Below are 19,509 nucleotides of genomic sequence, written 5' to 3'. Positions count from 1 at the left end.
CCTTTGTTACTGACTTGTAAAGATTATTTACTTTCAGCCAGCCCATCGAGATAGCGTTCCGCATCCAGAGCCGCCATACAGCCCGTGCCCGCAGAAGTGATCGCCTGACGGTAGATATGATCCATAACATCACCAGCGGCAAAGACGCCCGGAACGCTGGTTTGCGTGGCGTTACCGTGAATACCGGACTGCACCTTGATGTAGCCATTTTCCAGCGCCAGTTGACCTTCGAAGATGCTGGTATTTGGGCTGTGGCCGATAGCCACAAACAGCCCCGCAACGTCCAGTGACTCCACGTTGTCTGCATTTTGCGTATCACGCAGACGCAGACCCGTGACGCCCATCTGATCGCCGGTGACTTCTTCCAGAGTGCGATGAGTATGCAGCACAATATTACCGCTCTCTACTTTATCCATCAGACGCTTAATGAGGATTTTTTCCGCACGGAAAGTATCGCGACGATGGATCAGATGCACTTCAGAGGCGATGTTGGCCAGATATAGCGCTTCTTCAACGGCAGTATTGCCGCCGCCAATCACCGCCACTTTCTGATTGCGGTAAAAGAAACCGTCGCAGGTTGCGCAGGCGGAAACGCCGCGACCTTTAAACGCTTCTTCCGAAGCCAGCCCCAGGTAACGCGCAGACGCGCCAGTCGCGATGATAAGCGCATCGCAAGTATATTCGCCGCTATCGCCAGTCAGGCGGAAAGGACGGTTTTGCAAATCAACGCTGTGGATGTGATCAAAAATGATTTCAGTATCAAATTTGGTGGCATGCTCATGCATGCGTTCCATCAGCAGCGGCCCGGTCAGATCGTGCGGGTCGCCCGGCCAGTTTTCCACTTCAGTGGTGGTGGTGAGCTGGCCGCCTTTTTCCATCCCGGTAATCAGCACTGGCTGCAGGTTTGCGCGTGCAGCATAGACCGCAGCGGTATAACCGGCAGGGCCTGAACCAAGGATGAGCAGCTTACTGTGTTTGGCCGTACCCATGAGATCCTCGTTGTTGTTTGGCAGACATTGAGCTGAATTGTAGGGAATTTAGCGTCGTAAAAAAAGGGCGCGCCAGTTTTGTTAACGATATGTGTAATAGAAATGACCGATGACGTGGGGGGATTTAGGCCAGAAATATAATAATTTCTACTGAAAATCGGCCTGTTATAAGGTGATAAAGTGAGGATTAGAGAGTGGTGTTGATGAATATCTGGCATGTTGTACTAAAAAAAGATGTTTTGCTTTGACAATCCCCTGCGCATTTGCGAAAACATCAAAAGAAGAAAAAAGCAGTGTTTCGCGCGTGATGCAAACTTACGCACGTAAATGCCATTTTTTACCGGGCTAGTGAAATCTACGCATGGCGTGGACAGACGCCATTCGTGATATCGATAGCTGCCTTTGGCAACGGTCTTCTTAATATTGCCTCCGCAATGCCGTAACGCGACGGGCAAAGACTCTGAACAGTGAAGTGCACAGGGTCAAGACAGGAGTAGGGAAGGAATACAGAGAGACAATAATAATGGTAGATAGCAAGAAGCGCCCAGGCAAAGATCTCGACCGCATTGATCGTAATATTCTGAACGAACTGCAAAAAGATGGGCGTATTTCCAACGTCGAGCTTTCTAAACGAGTGGGACTTTCCCCGACGCCGTGCCTTGAGCGTGTGCGCAGGCTGGAAAGACAAGGATTTATTCAGGGCTATACCGCGCTGCTAAATCCGCATTATCTGGATGCATCACTTCTGGTATTTGTTGAGATTACTCTGAATCGTGGCGCGCCCGATGTGTTTGAACAATTCAACGCCGCTGTGCAAAAACTTGAAGAAATTCAAGAGTGTCATCTGGTTTCAGGCGACTTCGACTACCTGTTGAAGACGCGTGTACCGGATATGTCGGCCTACCGCAAACTGTTAGGGGAAACCCTGCTGCGTCTGCCGGGCGTAAACGACACCCGCACATATGTGGTGATGGAAGAAGTTAAACAGAGCAATCGTCTGGTAATTAAGACGCGCTAATACGGAACAGGTGCACAATCGCTGTTTTTTGATTACACTCCTGTTAATCCATACAGCAACAGTGCCGGGGAGACCCGGCGCTGTTGTCCGTTTTAGCATCAAGGACCTGGAGAGCCTGTCTTGAGCCAGGAATACACCGAAGACAAAGAAGTCACACTGACCAAGCTTAGCAGCGGGCGCCGACTCTTGGAGGCGTTGCTGATCCTCGTTTCACTTTCTGCCGTCTGGTTGATGGCAGCGCTCTTAAGTTTTAACCCGTCTGATCCTAGCTGGTCGCAAACGGCCTGGCATGAACCTATCCATAATCTGGGTGGTGTGCCCGGCGCATGGCTTGCCGATACGCTGTTTTTTATTTTTGGCGTTATGGCCTACACCATTCCGGTGATCATCATTGGCGGCTGCTGGTTTGCTTATCGTCACCGCGCCAGTGAAGATTACATCGATTACTTTGCCGTATCGCTGCGCATGATTGGTGCGCTGGCATTGATCCTGACCTCCTGCGGTCTGGCCGCGATTAATGCCGATGATATCTGGTATTTCGCCTCCGGCGGGGTGATTGGCAGTCTGCTAAGTACTACGCTGCAACCTCTGTTGCGCAGCAGCGGTGGTACGCTTGCGCTGCTCTGCATTTGGGCCGCCGGGTTGACCCTATTTACCGGCTGGTCGTGGGTCACCATCGCCGAGAAAATCGGCAGTGTCATCCTTAATATTCTGACCTTCGCCAGTAATCGTACCCGCCGCGATGACACCTGGGTTGATGATGACGAGTACGAAGACGATGAAGAGTACGAAGAGGAAAAACCGCGAGAGTCGCGCCGTGCTCGTATTCTTCGTGGCGCGCTGGCACGCCGTAAGCGCGTGGCTGAAAAATTTGTCAACCCGATGGGGCGTAAAACCGACGAAGCGCTGTTCTCCGGTAAGCGGATGGACGATGAAGAAGATGAGATCGCATACAGCGCTCGCGGTATGCCGGCGGATGCTGATGACGTCCTGTTCTCCGGGCATCGCGCTACGGAAGCTGAGCAGGAGTACGATCCACTGCTGAACGGACACAGCGTCACTGAACCGGTAGTGGCAGCCGCAGCAGCGACAACCGCCACTGTGCAGGCCTATGCGGCACCTGCTGAACCTTACGTCCCCGCAATGCAGCAAGATGTTGAATGGCCGTATGCGCAGGCACCAGCAACTCAGGTACCACCGCAAGCGCCTTATCAGCCAGAGCAGTATGTCGAAGCTGCTCAGGAGGTCCCGTATCATTCCCCTCAGCATGCACTCCCCGAGTGGCAGCAACCTGCCGCAGAAGCTGTATGGATGCCGGATGCACCGGTAGCGCCACTGCCGCCGGAAGAAGAGGTTTATGCTCAGCAACTGCAGGAACCGTTGCCATGGCAAAGCGAACCGCAAATCGCACCGGCTCCGGAACCGATAATCACGCCTGAACCTGCACCGGTCGTTGAAGAAGTAAAACAGACTCGTCCGCCGCTTTACTACTTTGAAGAAGTGGAAGAGAAGCGTGCGCGTGAGCGTGAACAACTTGCCGCCTGGTATCAGCCAATTCCGGAGCCTGTTGTTGATGAACCCGCAGCAAAACCTGCTGTTTTCTCTGCGCCATCGGTTGCCGCGGTTGATCCATCTGTTGCTCCTGTCGCGGCTGGTGTACAACAAGCTACGGGCCATGTCAGCCCCGCAGCGGCAGGCGCAGCGCCTGTCTTTAGCCTGGCTGCTGGTGGCGCGCCGCGTCCGCAGGTTAAAGAGGGGATTGGTCCGCAGTTGCCCCGCCCGAACCGTGTTCGTGTTCCGACGCGCCGCGAGCTGGCGTCTTACGGTATCAAATTGCCTTCCCAGCGCATGGCCGAAGAGCGCGCCCGCGAGGAAGAAGTGCGTCAGCATGATGACGATGAAGCCGATATGCTGCAGCAGAACGAACTGGCACGCCAGTTTGCCGCAACACAGCAAGATCGCTATGGAAATCAATTCCAGCACGATGCGCCACAGTTTCATCCGCAGCATCCGGTAATGAGCGAGGAAGAAGCGGAAGAAGCTGAGCTGGCCCGCCAGTTCGCAGCCTCTCAGCAACAGCGTTATTCGGGAGAGCAGTCAGCAGGCGCTCCGGCCTTTATGCCTGAGGATTTTGCGTTTTCACCAATGAAAACGCTGGTTGATGATCGTCCGCACGAACCGCTGTTTACGCCAGGCGTGATGCCAGAGCCGGAGCCGCCAGTACAGCAGCCGCAGCATTATCAACAACCGACGTCGCCGCACCAGCAGCCAGCACAGCCGCACTATCAGCCGCAGGTTCAACAGACGGTTCAGCAGCCCACTATGCCGCCACAGCATCAGGCTGCGCCACAGCAGCAAGAGAGCCTGATCCATCCTCTGCTGATGCGTAATGGCGACAGCCGACCGGTGCAGAAACCGACGACGCCGTTACCGTCACTGGATCTGCTGACGCAGCCGCCAGCGGAAGTCGAACCGGTTGATACCTTTGCGCTTGAGCAAATGGCGCGACTGGTCGAAGCGCGTCTGGCCGATTTCCGCATCAAAGCCGATGTGGTGAATTATTCGCCGGGGCCGGTAATTACCCGCTTTGAGCTGAATCTGGCACCGGGGGTGAAAGCCGCACGTATTTCCAACCTGTCCCGCGATCTGGCGCGTTCGCTTTCCACCGTTGCCGTGCGCGTGGTGGAAGTGATTCCCGGTAAGCCTTATGTTGGCCTGGAATTACCGAACAAGAAACGTCAGACCGTCTATCTGCGTGAAGTGCTGGACTGCGTGAAATTCAGGGAAAGCCCGTCGCCGCTGACCGTAGTGCTGGGTAAAGATATCGCTGGCGATCCGGTGATTGCCGATCTGGCGAAAATGCCGCACCTGCTGGTTGCCGGTACAACTGGCTCTGGTAAGTCGGTGGGCGTGAACGCCATGATCCTCAGCATGTTGTATAAAGCGACGCCGGAAGAGGTGCGCTTTATTATGATCGACCCGAAAATGCTCGAACTTTCGGTGTATGAAGGTATTCCGCATCTGCTGACCGAAGTGGTTACCGATATGAAAGACGCTGCCAATGCGTTGCGCTGGAGCGTCAACGAGATGGAGCGTCGCTATAAGTTAATGTCGGCGCTCGGCGTACGTAATCTGGCAGGCTACAACGAGAAAATTGCTGAAGCTGCCCGTATGGGGCGTCCGATCCCGGATCCGTACTGGAAACCGGGCGACAGTATGGATGCTCAGCATCCGGTGCTGGAAAAACTGCCGTATATCGTGGTGATGGTGGACGAATTTGCTGACCTGATGATGACCGTCGGCAAGAAAGTGGAAGAGCTGATTGCGCGCCTGGCGCAGAAAGCGCGTGCCGCAGGTATTCACCTGGTCCTGGCGACCCAGCGTCCGTCGGTTGACGTTATCACCGGTCTGATTAAAGCGAACATCCCGACGCGTATCGCCTTTACCGTATCGAGTAAGATTGATTCGCGTACCATCCTCGATCAGGGCGGTGCGGAATCTCTGCTTGGGATGGGCGATATGCTTTACTCCGGTCCAAACTCTACCTCCGCGCCGGTGCGTGTCCACGGGGCGTTCGTCCGTGACCAGGAAGTGCATGCTGTGGTGCAGGACTGGAAAGCGCGTGGTCGCCCGCAATATGTCGATGGCATTACGTCTGACAGCGAAAGTGAAGGTGGTGCAGGCGGAGGTTTTGACGGTGCGGAAGAGCTGGATCCGTTATTTGATCAGGCCGTTAACTTCGTGACCGAAAAACGCAAGGCATCTATTTCCGGCGTTCAGCGCCAGTTCCGCATTGGCTATAACCGTGCGGCGCGTATTATCGAGCAGATGGAAGCTCAGGGAATTGTCAGCGAACAGGGGCACAATGGTAACCGTGAGGTACTGGCGCCGCCGCCATTCGAGTGATTGCAATGCTGGGTAAATAAGTAAAAATTCAGTCTTTTCTTCTGTCTCTCTTTGTATTCGGTGCTTAGAGTGACAGAAGTATTCTCCCACGTCGGGAGTGACGTATTTGAGGAATAACGATGAAAAAAATCGCCGTGGCGTATGCGTTAATGGGCAGTTTGCTGGCCAGCAACGTATGGGCGGATGCTTCCAGCGACCTGAAAAGCCGTCTCGATAAAGTCAGCAGTTTCCATGCCAGTTTCACTCAAAAAGTGACGGATGGCAGCGGAGCTGCGGTACAGGAAGGTCAAGGGGATTTGTGGGTTAAGCGTCCGAATCTGTTCAACTGGCATATGACTCAGCCGGACGAAAGCGTGCTGGTTTCTGACGGGAAAACCCTGTGGTTCTACAACCCGTTTGTTGAACAGGCTACTGCGACCTGGCTGAAAGATGCCACCGGCAATACACCGTTTATGCTGATTGCCCGTAATCAGGCCAGTGACTGGCAGCAGTACAATATAGAGCAAAAGGGCGATGACTTTGTTCTGACCCCGAAAGGTAACAACGGTAATCTGAAGCAATTCACTATCAATGTTGGTCGCGATGGCACCATTCATCAGTTCAGTGCAATTGAACAGGACGATCAGCGCAGTAGCTATCAACTGAAATCACAGCAAAATGGCGCGGTCGATCCCGCTAAATTCACCTTTACCCCGCCGCAGGGCGTAACGGTTGACGATCAGCGTAAGTAAGAGGCGCGGATGAGCAATATGTCGCTCGATTTCTCCGACAATGCGTTTCAACCTCTGGCCGCCCGTATGCGGCCAGAAAATTTAGCGCAGTACATAGGTCAGCAGCACCTTCTGGCGGCGGGCAAACCTTTGCCGCGCGCCATTGAGGCAGGGCATCTGCACTCGATGATCCTCTGGGGACCGCCGGGTACGGGGAAAACGACGCTGGCGGAAGTGATTGCCCGTTATGCGAACGCGGATGTTGAGCGCATTTCTGCGGTGACGTCTGGCGTGAAAGAGATCCGTGAAGCCATCGAGCGCGCGCGGCAGAATCGCAATGCCGGGCGGCGTACCATTCTGTTTGTTGACGAAGTCCACCGTTTTAATAAAAGCCAGCAGGACGCATTTTTACCGCATATTGAAGACGGCACTATCACTTTTATCGGCGCAACAACCGAAAACCCCTCTTTTGAACTCAACTCAGCGTTGCTCTCTCGCGCGCGTGTTTATCTGTTGAAGTCTCTCACGACGGAAGATATTGAGCAGGTTTTGACGCAGGCGATGGAAGATAAAGCCCGTGGTTATGGCGGACAGGATATCGTTCTGCCGGATGAAACCCGACGGGCGATTGCTGAACTTGTTGGCGGCGATGCTCGACGGGCGCTTAACACGCTGGAAATGATGGCCGACATGGCAGAGCTGGATGATGCCGGCAAACGCGTATTGAAACCGACCTTGTTGACCGAGATTGCTGGCGAACGCAGCGCGCGCTTTGATAACAAAGGCGACCGTTTTTACGATTTAATTTCCGCATTGCATAAATCGGTACGCGGCAGTGCGCCGGATGCGGCACTTTACTGGTATGCGCGCATTATCACTGCCGGAGGCGATCCGTTGTACGTGGCGCGTCGCTGTCTGGCGATTGCTTCGGAAGATGTCGGCAATGCCGATCCGCGCGCCATGCAGGTGGCCATTTCCGCCTGGGATTGTTTTACACGCGTTGGCCCGGCGGAGGGGGAGCGTGCAATCGCACAGGCAATTGTCTACCTGGCCTGCGCGCCGAAGAGTAACGCGGTGTATACGGCGTTTAAAGCGGCACTTGCAGACGCACGCGATCGTCCGGATTTCGATGTGCCTGTGCACCTGCGTAATGCACCAACAAAATTGATGAAAGAGATGGGGTACGGCCAGGAGTATCGTTATGCGCACGACGAACCCAATGCCTACGCGGCTGGCGAGGAGTATTTTCCGCAGGAATTAGCACAAACGCGCTATTATCACCCCACCAACAGAGGTCTTGAGGGCAAGATTGGCGAAAAGCTCGCCTGGCTAGCCGAACAGGATCATAAAAGCCCTATAAAACGCTATCGCTAGTGCGGGCGTTGCGGTAAGGTTACCGCTGTACATTATATCGATCGCAGGCAGCGATCGACTTCTTCTTTTTTACAATACAACAAGCACAGGAAAAGCATGCTCGATCCCAATCTGCTGCGTACCGAGCCAGACGCAGTCGCTGAAAAACTGGCACGCCGGGGCTTTAAGCTGGATGTAGATAAATTACGCGCGCTCGAAGAGCGTCGTAAAGTTTTGCAGGTTAATACTGAGAACCTGCAAGCAGAGCGTAACTCACGATCGAAATCCATTGGCCAGGCGAAAGCACGCGGGGAAGACATCGAGCCATTACGCCTGGAAGTGAACAAGCTGGGTGAAGAACTTGACGCAGCGAAAGCCGAGCTGGAAACCCTGCTGGCTGAGATCCGCGAAATTGCGCTGACCATCCCGAACCTGCCTGACGATTGTGTCCCGACAGGGCGCGATGAGAACGATAACGTCGAAATCAGCCGCTGGGGTACACCGCGTCAATTTGATTTTGAAATCCGCGATCATGTTACGTTGGGTGAAATGCACAGCGGGCTGGATTTTGCGGCTGCTGTAAAACTGACCGGCTCCCGTTTCGTGGTGATGAAAGGGCAAATCGCCCGTATGCATCGCGCGCTGGCGCAGTTCATGCTGGATCTGCACACCGAGCAGCATGGCTACGCGGAAAACTACGTACCGTATCTGGTCAACCACGACACACTGTATGGTACCGGCCAGTTGCCGAAATTTGCTGGCGACCTGTTCCACACGCGTCCGCTGGAAGAAGAATCTGATAGCAGCAACTATGCGTTGATTCCGACGGCTGAAGTGCCGCTGACCAACCTGGTACGTGATGAGATCATCGACGAAGATGATCTGCCGATCAAAATGACCGCTCACACACCGTGCTTCCGTTCCGAAGCGGGGTCTTACGGTCGTGATACCCGTGGTTTGATTCGTATGCACCAGTTCGACAAAGTTGAAATGGTGCAGATTGTTCGTCCGGAAGAGTCAATGGACGCGCTGGAAGAGATGACTGGTCATGCTGAGAAAGTGTTGCAACTGCTCGGTCTGCCGTACCGCAAAATTCTGCTCTGTACTGGTGATATGGGTTTTGGCGCATGCAAAACCTATGATCTGGAAGTATGGGTTCCGGCGCAGAATACTTACCGTGAAATCTCTTCCTGCTCTAACGTATGGGATTTCCAGGCGCGTCGCATGCAGGCACGCTGCCGCAGCAAGTCCGATAAGAAAACCCGTCTGGTGCATACGCTGAACGGTTCTGGTCTGGCTGTTGGCCGTACGCTGGTTGCCGTGCTGGAAAACTACCAGCAAGCCGATGGTCGTATCGAAGTTCCTGAGGTACTGCGTCCGTATATGAACGGTCTTGAGTTCATCGGTTAATACTTCTTTAGTGTTCCTGAAAAGCGCCTGTTGGCGCTTTTTTTATGTCCCGTTGCTGAGTAATCCTCCATTAACCAGTTTTTCTATGATATATGCGGACCTGCTAATTACTCCCGGGCCGGCCGGGTGAAATGTGGTTTTCTACCATGAAATTTTTCTACTGATCTCTTTACTGCTTCTGTGGCTTAGTACAATAAAAACAATCAGATGAATATTACCTGAAGTATCTTGAATTGATGCGGGATAAGTTTTTCAAATCGACAAGGCGCAATTCATGTCAGCCCGCTAATTCTGTGGATTGACTTTGCTTTTGCCAATGGCATGATGCGCACGCAATCTGAACTTCCTCACGGTTTGAATCCATGTCCACCTATACCCGGCCGGTGCTGTTATTGCTCTGCGGCCTGATGCTGTTGACGCTGGCGATCGCGACGCTGAATACGCTCGTGCCGCTCTGGCTTGCCCACGAAAACTTACCCACCTGGCAGGTCGGTATGGTGGGTTCGTCTTATTTTACCGGTAATTTACTCGGCACTTTATTGACCGGGCGTCTTATCCGCCGCCTGGGTTTTAACCGCAGCTATTACATTGCCTCGCTGATTTTCGCTGCTGGCTGCGTTGGGCTGGGGCTGATGGTGGGCTTCTGGAGCTGGATGATTTGGCGTTTCATTGCCGGTGTGGGCTGCGCAATGATTTGGGTGGTGGTGGAAAGCGCATTAATGTGCAGTGGCACCTCCCGTAACCGTGGCCGCCTGCTGGCAGCTTACATGATGGTTTATTATGTAGGCACCGTGCTGGGTCAGGTGATTGTCAGCAAATTGCCGACGGATCTGATGAGCGTACTGCCTTTGATGACAGGGCTGGTGCTGGCGGCGATCCTGCCGCTGCTGTTTACCCGTATTGTTAATCAACAGAGCGAGGAGCAAGCCGCGACTTCAGTATGGCCGATGTTGCGCCTTCGCCAGGCGCGCCTGGGGGTAAATGGTTGCATTATCTCCGGGATTATTCTCGGCTCGTTGTATGGTCTGATGCCGCTCTATCTTTCACATCAGGGGATCAGTGATTCCGGCATCGGTTTCTGGATGGCGCTCATGGTGAGCTCAGGCATTATCGGACAGTGGCCCGTTGGCCGTCTGGCCGATCGTTTTGGCCGGTTGCTTGTACTGCGTGTGCAGGTCTTTGTTGTGATCATCGGCTGTATGGGAATGCTGAGTAATGCGGCGATGGCGCCGGCGCTGTTTGTGTTGGGAACGGCTGGTTTTACTCTTTACCCGGTGGCAATGGCGTGGGCGTGTGAGAAAGTGGAACACCATCAGTTGGTAGCCATGAATCAGGCTCTGCTGTTGAGCTACACCATTGGCAGCCTTCTGGGCCCGACGCTGACGGCGATGCTGATGCAAAGCTATTCAGACAGTCTGTTGTTTATCATGATTGCGGGCGTATCGTTTATCTATCTGGTGATGCTGATGCGTAAAGCAGGGCACCATCCTACTCCGGTTGCGCACGCCTGAGTGCATCGGCGGAGAAACAACCCGGCATAAAAAAGCCACAACGAGGTGTTGTGGCTTTTTTGCTTTTACTGCGGCTCAGTACATCACTTTATGGCCGTACTGCTCCAGAATGCCTTTGACACGTTCCATGGTCTCTTTTTTCGGTGGATGGACGCCATCAAGCTTGTACTCTTCGCCCATGGCGACCCATTTGTGTTTACCCAGCTCATGGTAAGGCAACAGTTCTATTTTCTCGACGTTGCCCATATCACGGGTAAATTCACCGAGGCGGTGCGCGGAGTCGTCATCGTCTGACCAGCCCGGAACGACCACGTAGCGGATCCAGACCTTAATATTTTTCTTCGCAAGGTACTGGGCAAACTCCAGCGTACGGTGGTTAGAAACGCCGACCAGATTCTGGTGAATCTCATCGTTCATCTGTTTCAAATCGAGCATGACCAGGTCGGTAACTTCCAGAAGTTCATCAATCACCGGATCGTAGCGGCGCACAAAGCCGTTGGTATCGAGGCAGGTATGAATCCCTTCTTTTTTACAAGCGCGGAACCAGTCGCGGACAAACTCCGCTTGCAGGATAGCCTCACCGCCGGACGCGGTTACGCCACCGCCGGATGCGTTCATAAAGTGACGATAAGTCACCACGTCGCTCATCAGATCTTCAACCGTGATCTCTTTACCACCGTGTGTATCCCAGGTATCGCGGTTATGACAATAGAGGCAGCGCATCAGGCAGCCCTGGAAGAAAGTAATGAAGCGGATGCCCGGGCCGTCGACCGTGCCACAGGATTCGAAAGAGTGGATGCGACCAATAACTGACATTGCGGTGTTTTCTCCAGATGCGGCCCATCCGGGCCTGTGTCTGCGCAATTTATTTCCTTTTGCGCTAAGTCTGTTTTGTCAGATATCCAGCAAGTATAGACGTCTGACAAAGCGGACTTGAGTATTAAAAAGGCCCCACTTACGTGGAGCCTTTATTGTACGCTTTTTACTTTGCGATTTCAGTCAATACCCTTCGTCTTTCAAGCTGTATCTTTGCTGGCTGTTTTCACTCACCCAACTCACTTGACTTCAGTAAGCTCATCGGGATTCGCTCTCTTACCGGCCTCAATGCAGCCCGAAAACTCTTGGGTAGCACCATTACATGGTTTGAGTGAAGGTACGAGTAATAACGTCCTGCTGCTGTTCTTTAGTCAGGGAGTTGAAGCGTACTGCGTAACCTGAAACACGGATGGTCAGCTGCGGATATTTTTCCGGGTTTTCCATCGCGTCGAGCAGCATTTCACGGTTCATCACGTTCACGTTCAGGTGCTGACCACCTTCGATGGACGCTTCGTGATGGAAGTAACCGTCCATCAGACCCGCGAGGTTGGTTTTACGCACTTCGTCGTCTTTACCCAGCGCATTCGGAACGATAGAGAAGGTGTAAGAAATACCATCTTTAGCGTAAGCGAACGGCAGTTTAGCAACGGAAGTCAGAGAGGCAACAGCACCTTTCTGGTCACGACCGTGCATCGGGTTAGCACCTGGTCCGAACGGAGCGCCAGCGCGACGGCCATCCGGGGTGTTACCGGTTTTCTTACCATACACAACGTTAGAGGTGATGGTCAGAACAGACTGAGTCGGGATAGCGTTGCGGTAAGTAGTCAGTTTCTGAATTTTCTTCATGAAACGTTCTACCAGGTCAACTGCCAGATCATCGACGCGAGCATCGTTGTTACCAAACTGCGGGTATTCGCCTTCGATTTCGAAGTCGATTGCCAGACCGTCTTCGTCACGAATCGGTTTAACTTTCGCATATTTGATAGCAGACAGGGAGTCAGCAGCAACGGACAGACCGGCGATACCACATGCCATGGTGCGAATTACGTCACGATCGTGCAGCGCCATCAGAGAGGCTTCGTAGCTGTACTTGTCGTGCATGTAGTGGATAACGTTCAGTGCGGTGACATACTGTTTAGCCAGCCAGTCCATGAAGTGATCCATGCGTTCCATGACTTCGTCGAATTTCAACAAGTCGCCTTTGATAGGCTCAGATTTCGGACCAACCTGCATTTTCAGTTTTTCATCAACGCCGCCGTTGATTGCGTACAGCATGGTTTTCGCGAGGTTAGCGCGAGCACCGAAGAACTGCATTTGTTTACCCACAACCATCGGGCTTACGCAGCAAGCAATCGCATAGTCGTCGTTGTTGAAGTCAGGACGCATCAGGTCATCGTTCTCGTACTGCAGAGAAGAGGTGTCGATGGAGACTTTCGCAGCGAATTTTTTGAAGTTCAGCGGCAGTTTTTCAGACCACAGAACGGTGATGTTCGGTTCCGGAGACGGGCCCATGGTGTACAGGGTGTTCAGGAAACGGAAGCTGTTTTTGGTAACCAGAGTACGGCCATCAACGCCCATACCACCGATAGATTCAGTTGCCCAAATCGGGTCACCGGAGAACAGTTCATCATACTCAGGAGTACGCAGGAAGCGAACCATACGCAGTTTCATGACCAGGTGGTCAATCATTTCCTGAGCGTCTTTTTCAGTGATTTTGCCTGCTTTCAGGTCACGTTCGATGTAAGCATCCAGGAAGGTGGATACGCGACCGAAGGACATTGCAGCGCCGTTCTGAGATTTAACCGCAGCCAGGTAACCGAAGTAGGTCCACTGGATTGCTTCCTGAGCGTTAGTTGCCGGACCGGAGATATCGCAGCCGTATTTAGCCGCCATCTCTTTGATCTGACCCAGCGCGCGGTGCTGTTCAGCGATTTCTTCACGCAGACGGATAGTCGCTTCCAGATTTACGCCGTTTTCCAGATCGGATTGCAGAGACAGGAACTGAGCGTATTTGTCTTTCATCAGGAAGTCGATACCGTACAGCGCAACGCGACGGTAGTCACCGATGATACGACCACGGCCGTAAGCATCCGGCAGACCAGTCAGAACACCGGATTTACGGCAGTTCAGAATGTCTTTGGTGTAAACATCGAATACACCCTGGTTATGGGTTTTACGGTATTCGGTGAAGATTTTTTTCAGCATCGGGTCCAGTTCGCGATTGTACGCTTTGCAGGAACCTTCAACCATTTTGATGCCGCCAAACGGGATGATAGCGCGTTTCAGCGGAGCTTCAGTTTGCAGACCAACGATTTTCTCAAGCGCTTTGTTGATGTAGCCAGCGTCGTGAGAAGTAATGGTGGAAGCAACAGAGGTGTCAAAATCAACTGGCGCATGAGTGCGGTTTTCCAGTTTAACCCCTTCCATGACTTTGTCCCACAGGGCGGTGGTCGCGTCAGTAGCGCCAGCCAGGAAGGACTCGTCGCCTTCATATGGGGTGTAGTTTTTCTGGATAAAGTCACGTACGTTGACTTCTTTCTGCCAGTCACCTTTCGCAAAACCTTCCCAGGCTGTGGCTAATTTTTCATTAAGCTCGGACATGTAACACCTACCTTCTTAAGTGGATTTTTTATTTACTGCCTGAAACAACCATTAATGATGATCGTTGCCACGCAGATAAATGACCCAGTATGTCAACCCGACTAATAACCCACCACCTATGATATTCCCGATTGTTACCGGAATAAGGTTATCGATGATGAAATTCGTAATAGTCAGATGAGAAAAACTTTCCGGGCTGGAACCAACTGCGCTCCAGAACTCCGGGCTAGCAAAGTTACGGATTACGATACCCATCGGAATCATAAACATGTTTGCGATACTGTGCTCAAAACCGCTGGCGACAAACATCGCTACCGGCAGCACCATAATCATCGCTTTATCCATCAGGCTGCGACCGGAATAACTCATCCACACGGCCATACAAACCATCAGGTTGGCCAGAATACCCAGTGCAACAGCTTCGATGAAAGTGTGATGCACTTTATGGTCTGCGGTCTGCAGGACGTTTAAGCCCCAGCCACCATTGGCGACCATATATTCGCCAGACAACCACATTAGCAGGACAAACAGCAGCGCACCTACCAGGTTACCGAAGTAGACGTTAATCCAGTTACGGGCCAGTTGCCCCCAAGTGATACGCCCACTGGCTTTCGCCACGACAATCAGCACAGTCGAGGTAAAAAGATCCGCACCGCAGATAATGCAGAGGATCAACCCCAGGGAGAAACAGATACCCCCAATCAGTTTAGCAATACCGTAGGGCATTGCCGCTGTGCCGGTGGTGGCGGTGATATAGAAAACAAAAGCAATAGAGATGAACACACCTGCGGTGATAGCCAGGTAGAAAGTCTTCAGCGGATGTTTAGTCGCTTTATAGACGCCAGCTTCTTCGGCAACTTTGGCCATTTCGGCTGGAAGGATAAGATCAAAAGGGTTGTCAGCTTTCACACTAACTCTCTCTTTATTAAGTCGGCGACGAGATACTAACAAAGCATTATAGAAGAGAATTTGATATGGATCATATCTCGCCTGGCTTATAGGACCGCAAAGAGCGTGGTTTTTCTACGAATGCGGATTAACTTGTTGATTATATAAATAAAAATAAAGTTTAAAAGTTATAAAATGAGTTGAGTATTTTTATGAAGCCTCCGAAAAATCGTTAATTAAAATGGGGTAGTTGCCATTAGAAGTAACAATATTAGTTCGCAAGTAATAATACTATTTACCCATATTTAACTTAATTATTACAACTGACTGACATTGAAAAAATATAAATAAAAAGGGGCAATAAAATTGCCCCGTAATATAGCGTAGACCTGCTATGAAGCCTACATATTGTCGTGCTACTTGTCGTTATTTCGCCCAGAATGCCGTTTTGGCGCGTTGCAACTTTTCGTAAGCCGCTAACAGAGACTGATGTGCCGGGAACGCCTGCAGGGTACCGTCTGCCGGTTGCAGGTCATAGAACGGCGCTTCACCGCTCAACGCGGCGCTGGCTGCTTCAACTGCCTGCGCGCCGTACATGCGTACGAATGCATTCAGATATTGCAGCGGCTCGCGATCCTCTTCCTGCGCCAGCAGCAGTAGCGTTTGCAGGCAGCGGTAGTAGTTGGCGCGCTCCGCGCTGAAGATGGACGCGTTGAATTCCATGGTCCATTCGGTCCAGGCCAGCGCCTGATCCAGATCGCCGCCAGCCAGCGCCAGCATCGCTTTTAACTCGCCAACGCGCAGGGTGTACCAGCCATTGTCTTTACCGGTCGCCAGACCCAGCAACTCACGAACGCGGGTAAAATCATCGTGACCTTCATCGTCCAGTTGGGCGATAAGGTTGAGGTACTCCTCTTTCTCCCACTCGCTGCCTGGTAGTGACAGGATAGTTTCGCGCAGATGGCTGCCCATGGTGTTATTCGCCAGCCACAGATCTTCTGCCGGATAAATATCGGACATGCCCGGCACCAGAATACGGCAGGCGTACACGCCAAGGTGCTCGTAATCGGCGATATAGACCTCTTTATCTTCCGCATTGAAGATAGCCATCAGCGTGGCGAACTCTTCTTCGGTGGTCCCTGCGAAGCTCCAGTCAACGAACGGATAATCCGCATCTTGCTTAAACAGATCCCAGGAGATCAAACCGCTGGAATCGATAAAGTGAGTTTCGAGGTTAGCGTGTTCAGCCACTTCTTCGTCATCAAAGGTCGGCGGGGTAAAGACATCGAGATCTTTCAGACCGCGCCCCTGCAACAGCTCGGTGACTGTACGTTCCAGCGCAACGCCAAAATCTGGGTGTGCTCCAAAGGAGGCAAAGCAGGTGCCATTCGCCGGATTAAACAGCACGACGCAGATCACCGGATATTTTCCGCCCAGCGAGCCATCATAGGCAAAAATCGGGAACCCTTCGGCTTCCAGTTTAGCAATGGCTTCCTCCACACCAGGATAGCGGGCCAGCACTTCCTGTGGGATTTCCGGCAGGCTGATGCTCTCTGCGATGATACGGTTTTTGATATGGCGTTCGAACACTTCAGACAGACCCTGTACGCGGGCTTCGTTGCGGGTGTTACCGGCAGACATACCATTGGAAACATACAGATTGCCGACGATGTTCATCGGAATATAGACCGTCTGCTCATCAGACTGGCGGGTAAACGGCAGGGCGCAGATACCACGCTCATCATTCCCGGATTGCAGATCGACCAACATCCCGGCGGCCAATTCGTTCTGTGGATCGTAGAACGCGCGCAGACGAGTATCGAGGATCCCCTCGGGTAGCGAGTCATCTTCCGGCAGCGTGAACCACTTTTCGTTCGGGTAGTGAACGAACGGGCCTTGCGCAATGGCATCACCCAGCCAGAAGTCAGCGAAGAAGTAGTTGGTAGAAAGACGCTCGAAGTACTCGCCCAGCGCAGAGGCAAGCGCAGCCTTTTTCGTTGCGCCTTTACCGTTGGTGAAGCACAACGCACACTCTTTATCGCGAATATGCACAGACCAGACGTTCGGCACCGGATTCAGCCATGAGGCCTCTTCAATGTGAAAACCGAGGTCAGTGAGCTTTTGCTGGAAGCGGGCGATGGAGTCTTCCAGTGCGGCGTCTTTGCCGGGAATAAATGTTTGAGTCATGGCGGTCACTTTTTTCGTACGTAAAGCGCGCAATGATACGGGTTTTGCGTGACTGGCGCCATCTTCCGCGTCTGCCCGGCGAAAATAAAGCAGCAGTCTATGCTTAGGGAGAGTACCCGACTGTTCACGGATGGAAAAATGAAAGCGTTCGACCTTCATCGCATGGCACTGGATAAAGTTCCCTTTGATTTTTTGTGGGAAGTGGCACTGCGCAGCCTTTATACCTTCGTTTTAGTCTTTTTATTCCTCAAGATCACCGGCCGACGTGGCGTACGGCAAATGTCGCTATTCGAAGTCCTCATTATCCTGACGCTGGGCTCGGCAGCGGGAGATGTGGCCTTTTATGACGACGTTCCAATGCTGCCCGTACTGGTGGTTTTTATTACGCTGGCAGTGCTTTATCGTCTGGTGATGTGGCTGATGTCGCACAGCGAAAAGCTGGAGGATCTGCTGGAAGGCAAACCGGTTGTTATTGTTGAGAATGGTGAGCTGGCATGGGAAAAATTGCATGAAGAGAACATGACTGAATTTGAGTTTTTCATGGAATTGCGCGTCAACGGTATAGAACATCTCGGGCAGATTCGGCTGGCGATTATGGAGACCAATGGGCAAATCAGCGTCTATTACTTCCCCGACAACGAGGTTAAACCAGGGCTCTGTATTCTGCCGGAAGGATGCAGTGAACGATTTACCTCGGTGCCTGAATCGGGCGATTACGTTTGCGTACGTTGCAGTAAAATTGTCGCCTTACAGGCGGGCGAAAAGCGATCCTGCCCGCGCTGTGCAAATCCGGAATGGTCGAAGGCCAGCAGGGCAATACGGGTGACATAACAGGTTTTTTATCGGGCCCGGCTCGGCTGAACAAAACATTCTGCTATGTGACTGAGCGCACATTTCCCCCCGCGCGGCTATTACCCATTGCGGCGCGTGACGCGCAATGATAAAACCGATGTCACAGGAATAACTTATTGCTTTTTAGCGTGGTGAGGGGAAATGACTCAGGTCTTCAATTTTAGTTCTGGCCCGGCAGTATTACCGGCGGATGTGCTCAAACAGGCGCAACAGGAATTGTGCGACTGGCAAGGTCTTGGCACTTCGGTGATGGAAATTAGCCATCGTAGTAAAGAGTTTATCCATGTGGCTGAAGAGGCGGAGAAGGACTTTCGCGATCTGCTGAACATCCCCTCCAACTATAAGGTTCTGTTCTGTCACGGCGGTGGTCGTGGTCAGTTTGCTGGCATTCCGCTCAATTTACTGGGTGATAAAACCACCGCTGATTATGTTGATGCCGGTTACTGGGCAGCAAGTGCAGTCAAAGAAGCGAAAAAATACTGCGTTCCACACGTTATTGACGCGAAAATCACTGTTGATGGCCTGCGTGCTGTTAAGCCGATGAGCGAATGGCAACTCAGCAATAACGCGGCTTACCTCCATTACTGCCCGAACGAAACGATTGACGGTATCGCGATCGATGAAACCCCTGCGTTTGCCAGTGATGTGGTAGTAACGGCGGATTTCTCTTCAACCATCCTGTCGCGCGAAATTGATGTCAGCCGTTTTGGTGTGATTTATGCGGGCGCACAGAAAAATATCGGTCCGGCAGGTTTAACGCTGGTGATTGTACGTGAAGATCTGCTGGGCAAAGCTCATGCGGCCTGTCCGTCTATCCTCGACTACAGCGTGCTGAATGATAACGACTCTATGTTCAACACGCCGCCGACTTTTGCCTGGTATCTCTCAGGGCTGGTGTTTAAGTGGCTGAAAAAACAGGGCGGCGTCGCCGCAATGGAGAAAGTCAACCAGCAAAAAAGCGAACTGTTGTATGGCGTAATCGACCGCAGCGACTTCTATCGCAATGATGTGGCGAAGTCTAACCGTTCACGCATGAACATTCCGTTCCAACTGGCGGATAGCGCGCTGGACAAACTTTTCCTTGAAGAGTCGTTCGCTGCGGGTCTGCACGCCCTGAAAGGCCACCGCGTCGTTGGCGGTATGCGTGCCTCAATTTATAACGCGATGCCGCTGGCTGGCGTACAGGCGCTGACCGACTTTATGGTTGACTTCGAACGTCGCCACGGTTAATTGCTGTAGTCTGCATTCCCCGCAGTTGGACTGCGGGG

General features: G+C 52.5%; 13 protein-coding genes. 8 read left to right on the top strand and 5 right to left on the bottom strand.

Annotated elements, in window-relative coordinates; translation table 11 throughout:
* Window positions 1-23: 23 nt before the first annotated feature.
* Entirely contained in the window at window positions 24-989 is a 966-nt protein-coding gene (gene trxB, locus Y71_RS18030; RefSeq protein ID WP_007374127.1) for a thioredoxin-disulfide reductase, read from the bottom strand.
* 523 nt (window positions 990-1,512) lie between these two features.
* On the opposite strand from trxB, the gene lrp reads away from it, so the two are divergent.
* From lrp to Y71_RS17995, 6 genes are all read left to right on the top strand, one after another.
* Window positions 1,513-2,007: a leucine-responsive transcriptional regulator Lrp gene (gene lrp, locus Y71_RS18020; RefSeq protein WP_000228469.1), complete on the top strand. Its 495-nt coding sequence runs from the start codon at window positions 1,513-1,515 to the stop codon at window positions 2,005-2,007.
* A 120-nt stretch (window positions 2,008-2,127) separates the two neighbouring features.
* Window positions 2,128-5,913 (top strand): DNA translocase FtsK 4TM domain-containing protein, encoded by a 3,786-nt coding sequence (locus Y71_RS18015; RefSeq protein WP_035943234.1) that lies wholly within the window; start codon window positions 2,128-2,130, stop codon window positions 5,911-5,913.
* Window positions 5,914-6,032: 119 nt separating this feature from the next.
* Window positions 6,033-6,644, top strand: coding sequence for an outer membrane lipoprotein periplasmic chaperone LolA (lolA, locus tag Y71_RS18010; protein WP_007374129.1), 612 nt, complete (start codon window positions 6,033-6,035; stop codon window positions 6,642-6,644).
* Between the two features lie 9 nt (window positions 6,645-6,653).
* Window positions 6,654-7,997, top strand: coding sequence for a replication-associated recombination protein RarA (gene rarA, locus Y71_RS18005; protein WP_007374130.1), 1,344 nt, complete (start codon window positions 6,654-6,656; stop codon window positions 7,995-7,997).
* A 96-nt stretch (window positions 7,998-8,093) separates the two neighbouring features.
* Window positions 8,094-9,386 (top strand): serine--tRNA ligase, encoded by a 1,293-nt coding sequence (serS, locus tag Y71_RS18000; RefSeq protein ID WP_007374131.1) that lies wholly within the window; start codon window positions 8,094-8,096, stop codon window positions 9,384-9,386.
* Window positions 9,387-9,748: 362 nt separating this feature from the next.
* Window positions 9,749-10,897 carry an MFS transporter gene (locus tag Y71_RS17995; protein WP_007374132.1) on the top strand — a complete coding sequence of 383 codons (1,149 nt, stop codon included), beginning with the start codon at window positions 9,749-9,751 and terminating at the stop codon, window positions 10,895-10,897.
* Window positions 10,898-10,972: 75 nt separating this feature from the next.
* Here the strand turns inward: Y71_RS17995 and pflA are convergent, their stop codons facing one another.
* The 4 genes from pflA to ycaO form a co-directional block, all read right to left on the bottom strand.
* The gene (gene pflA, locus Y71_RS17990; protein WP_007374133.1) at window positions 10,973-11,713 is read right to left on the bottom strand and encodes a pyruvate formate lyase 1-activating protein; all 741 of its coding nucleotides are present in this window, start codon (window positions 11,711-11,713) and stop codon (window positions 10,973-10,975) included.
* Window positions 11,714-12,031: 318 nt separating this feature from the next.
* Window positions 12,032-14,314 carry a formate C-acetyltransferase gene (gene pflB / locus Y71_RS17985; protein ID WP_007374134.1) on the bottom strand — a complete coding sequence of 761 codons (2,283 nt, stop codon included), beginning with the start codon at window positions 14,312-14,314 and terminating at the stop codon, window positions 12,032-12,034.
* Window positions 14,315-14,365: 51 nt separating this feature from the next.
* Window positions 14,366-15,223, bottom strand: coding sequence for a formate transporter FocA (gene focA / locus Y71_RS17980; protein WP_035943235.1), 858 nt, complete (start codon window positions 15,221-15,223; stop codon window positions 14,366-14,368).
* Window positions 15,224-15,628: 405 nt separating this feature from the next.
* The gene (ycaO, locus tag Y71_RS17975) at window positions 15,629-17,389 is read right to left on the bottom strand and encodes a 30S ribosomal protein S12 methylthiotransferase accessory factor YcaO (protein ID WP_007374136.1); all 1,761 of its coding nucleotides are present in this window, start codon (window positions 17,387-17,389) and stop codon (window positions 15,629-15,631) included.
* Between the two features lie 138 nt (window positions 17,390-17,527).
* On the opposite strand from ycaO, the gene Y71_RS17970 reads away from it, so the two are divergent.
* Both Y71_RS17970 and serC read left to right on the top strand, forming a co-directional pair.
* Complete coding sequence (locus Y71_RS17970) at window positions 17,528-18,220, top strand: DUF421 domain-containing protein (protein ID WP_007374137.1); 693 nt, start codon at window positions 17,528-17,530, stop codon at window positions 18,218-18,220.
* A gap of 162 nt (window positions 18,221-18,382) precedes the next feature.
* On the top strand, window positions 18,383-19,471 hold the full coding sequence (gene serC / locus Y71_RS17965) for a 3-phosphoserine/phosphohydroxythreonine transaminase (RefSeq protein WP_007374138.1): 1,089 nt from the start codon (window positions 18,383-18,385) through the stop codon (window positions 19,469-19,471).
* Window positions 19,472-19,509: the final 38 nt, after the last annotated feature.

The organism is Kosakonia radicincitans DSM 16656 (assembly GCF_000280495.2).
Taxonomy (GTDB): Bacteria; Pseudomonadota; Gammaproteobacteria; order Enterobacterales; family Enterobacteriaceae; genus Kosakonia; species Kosakonia radicincitans.
This window is presented reverse-complemented; position numbering and strand designations above follow the sequence as displayed.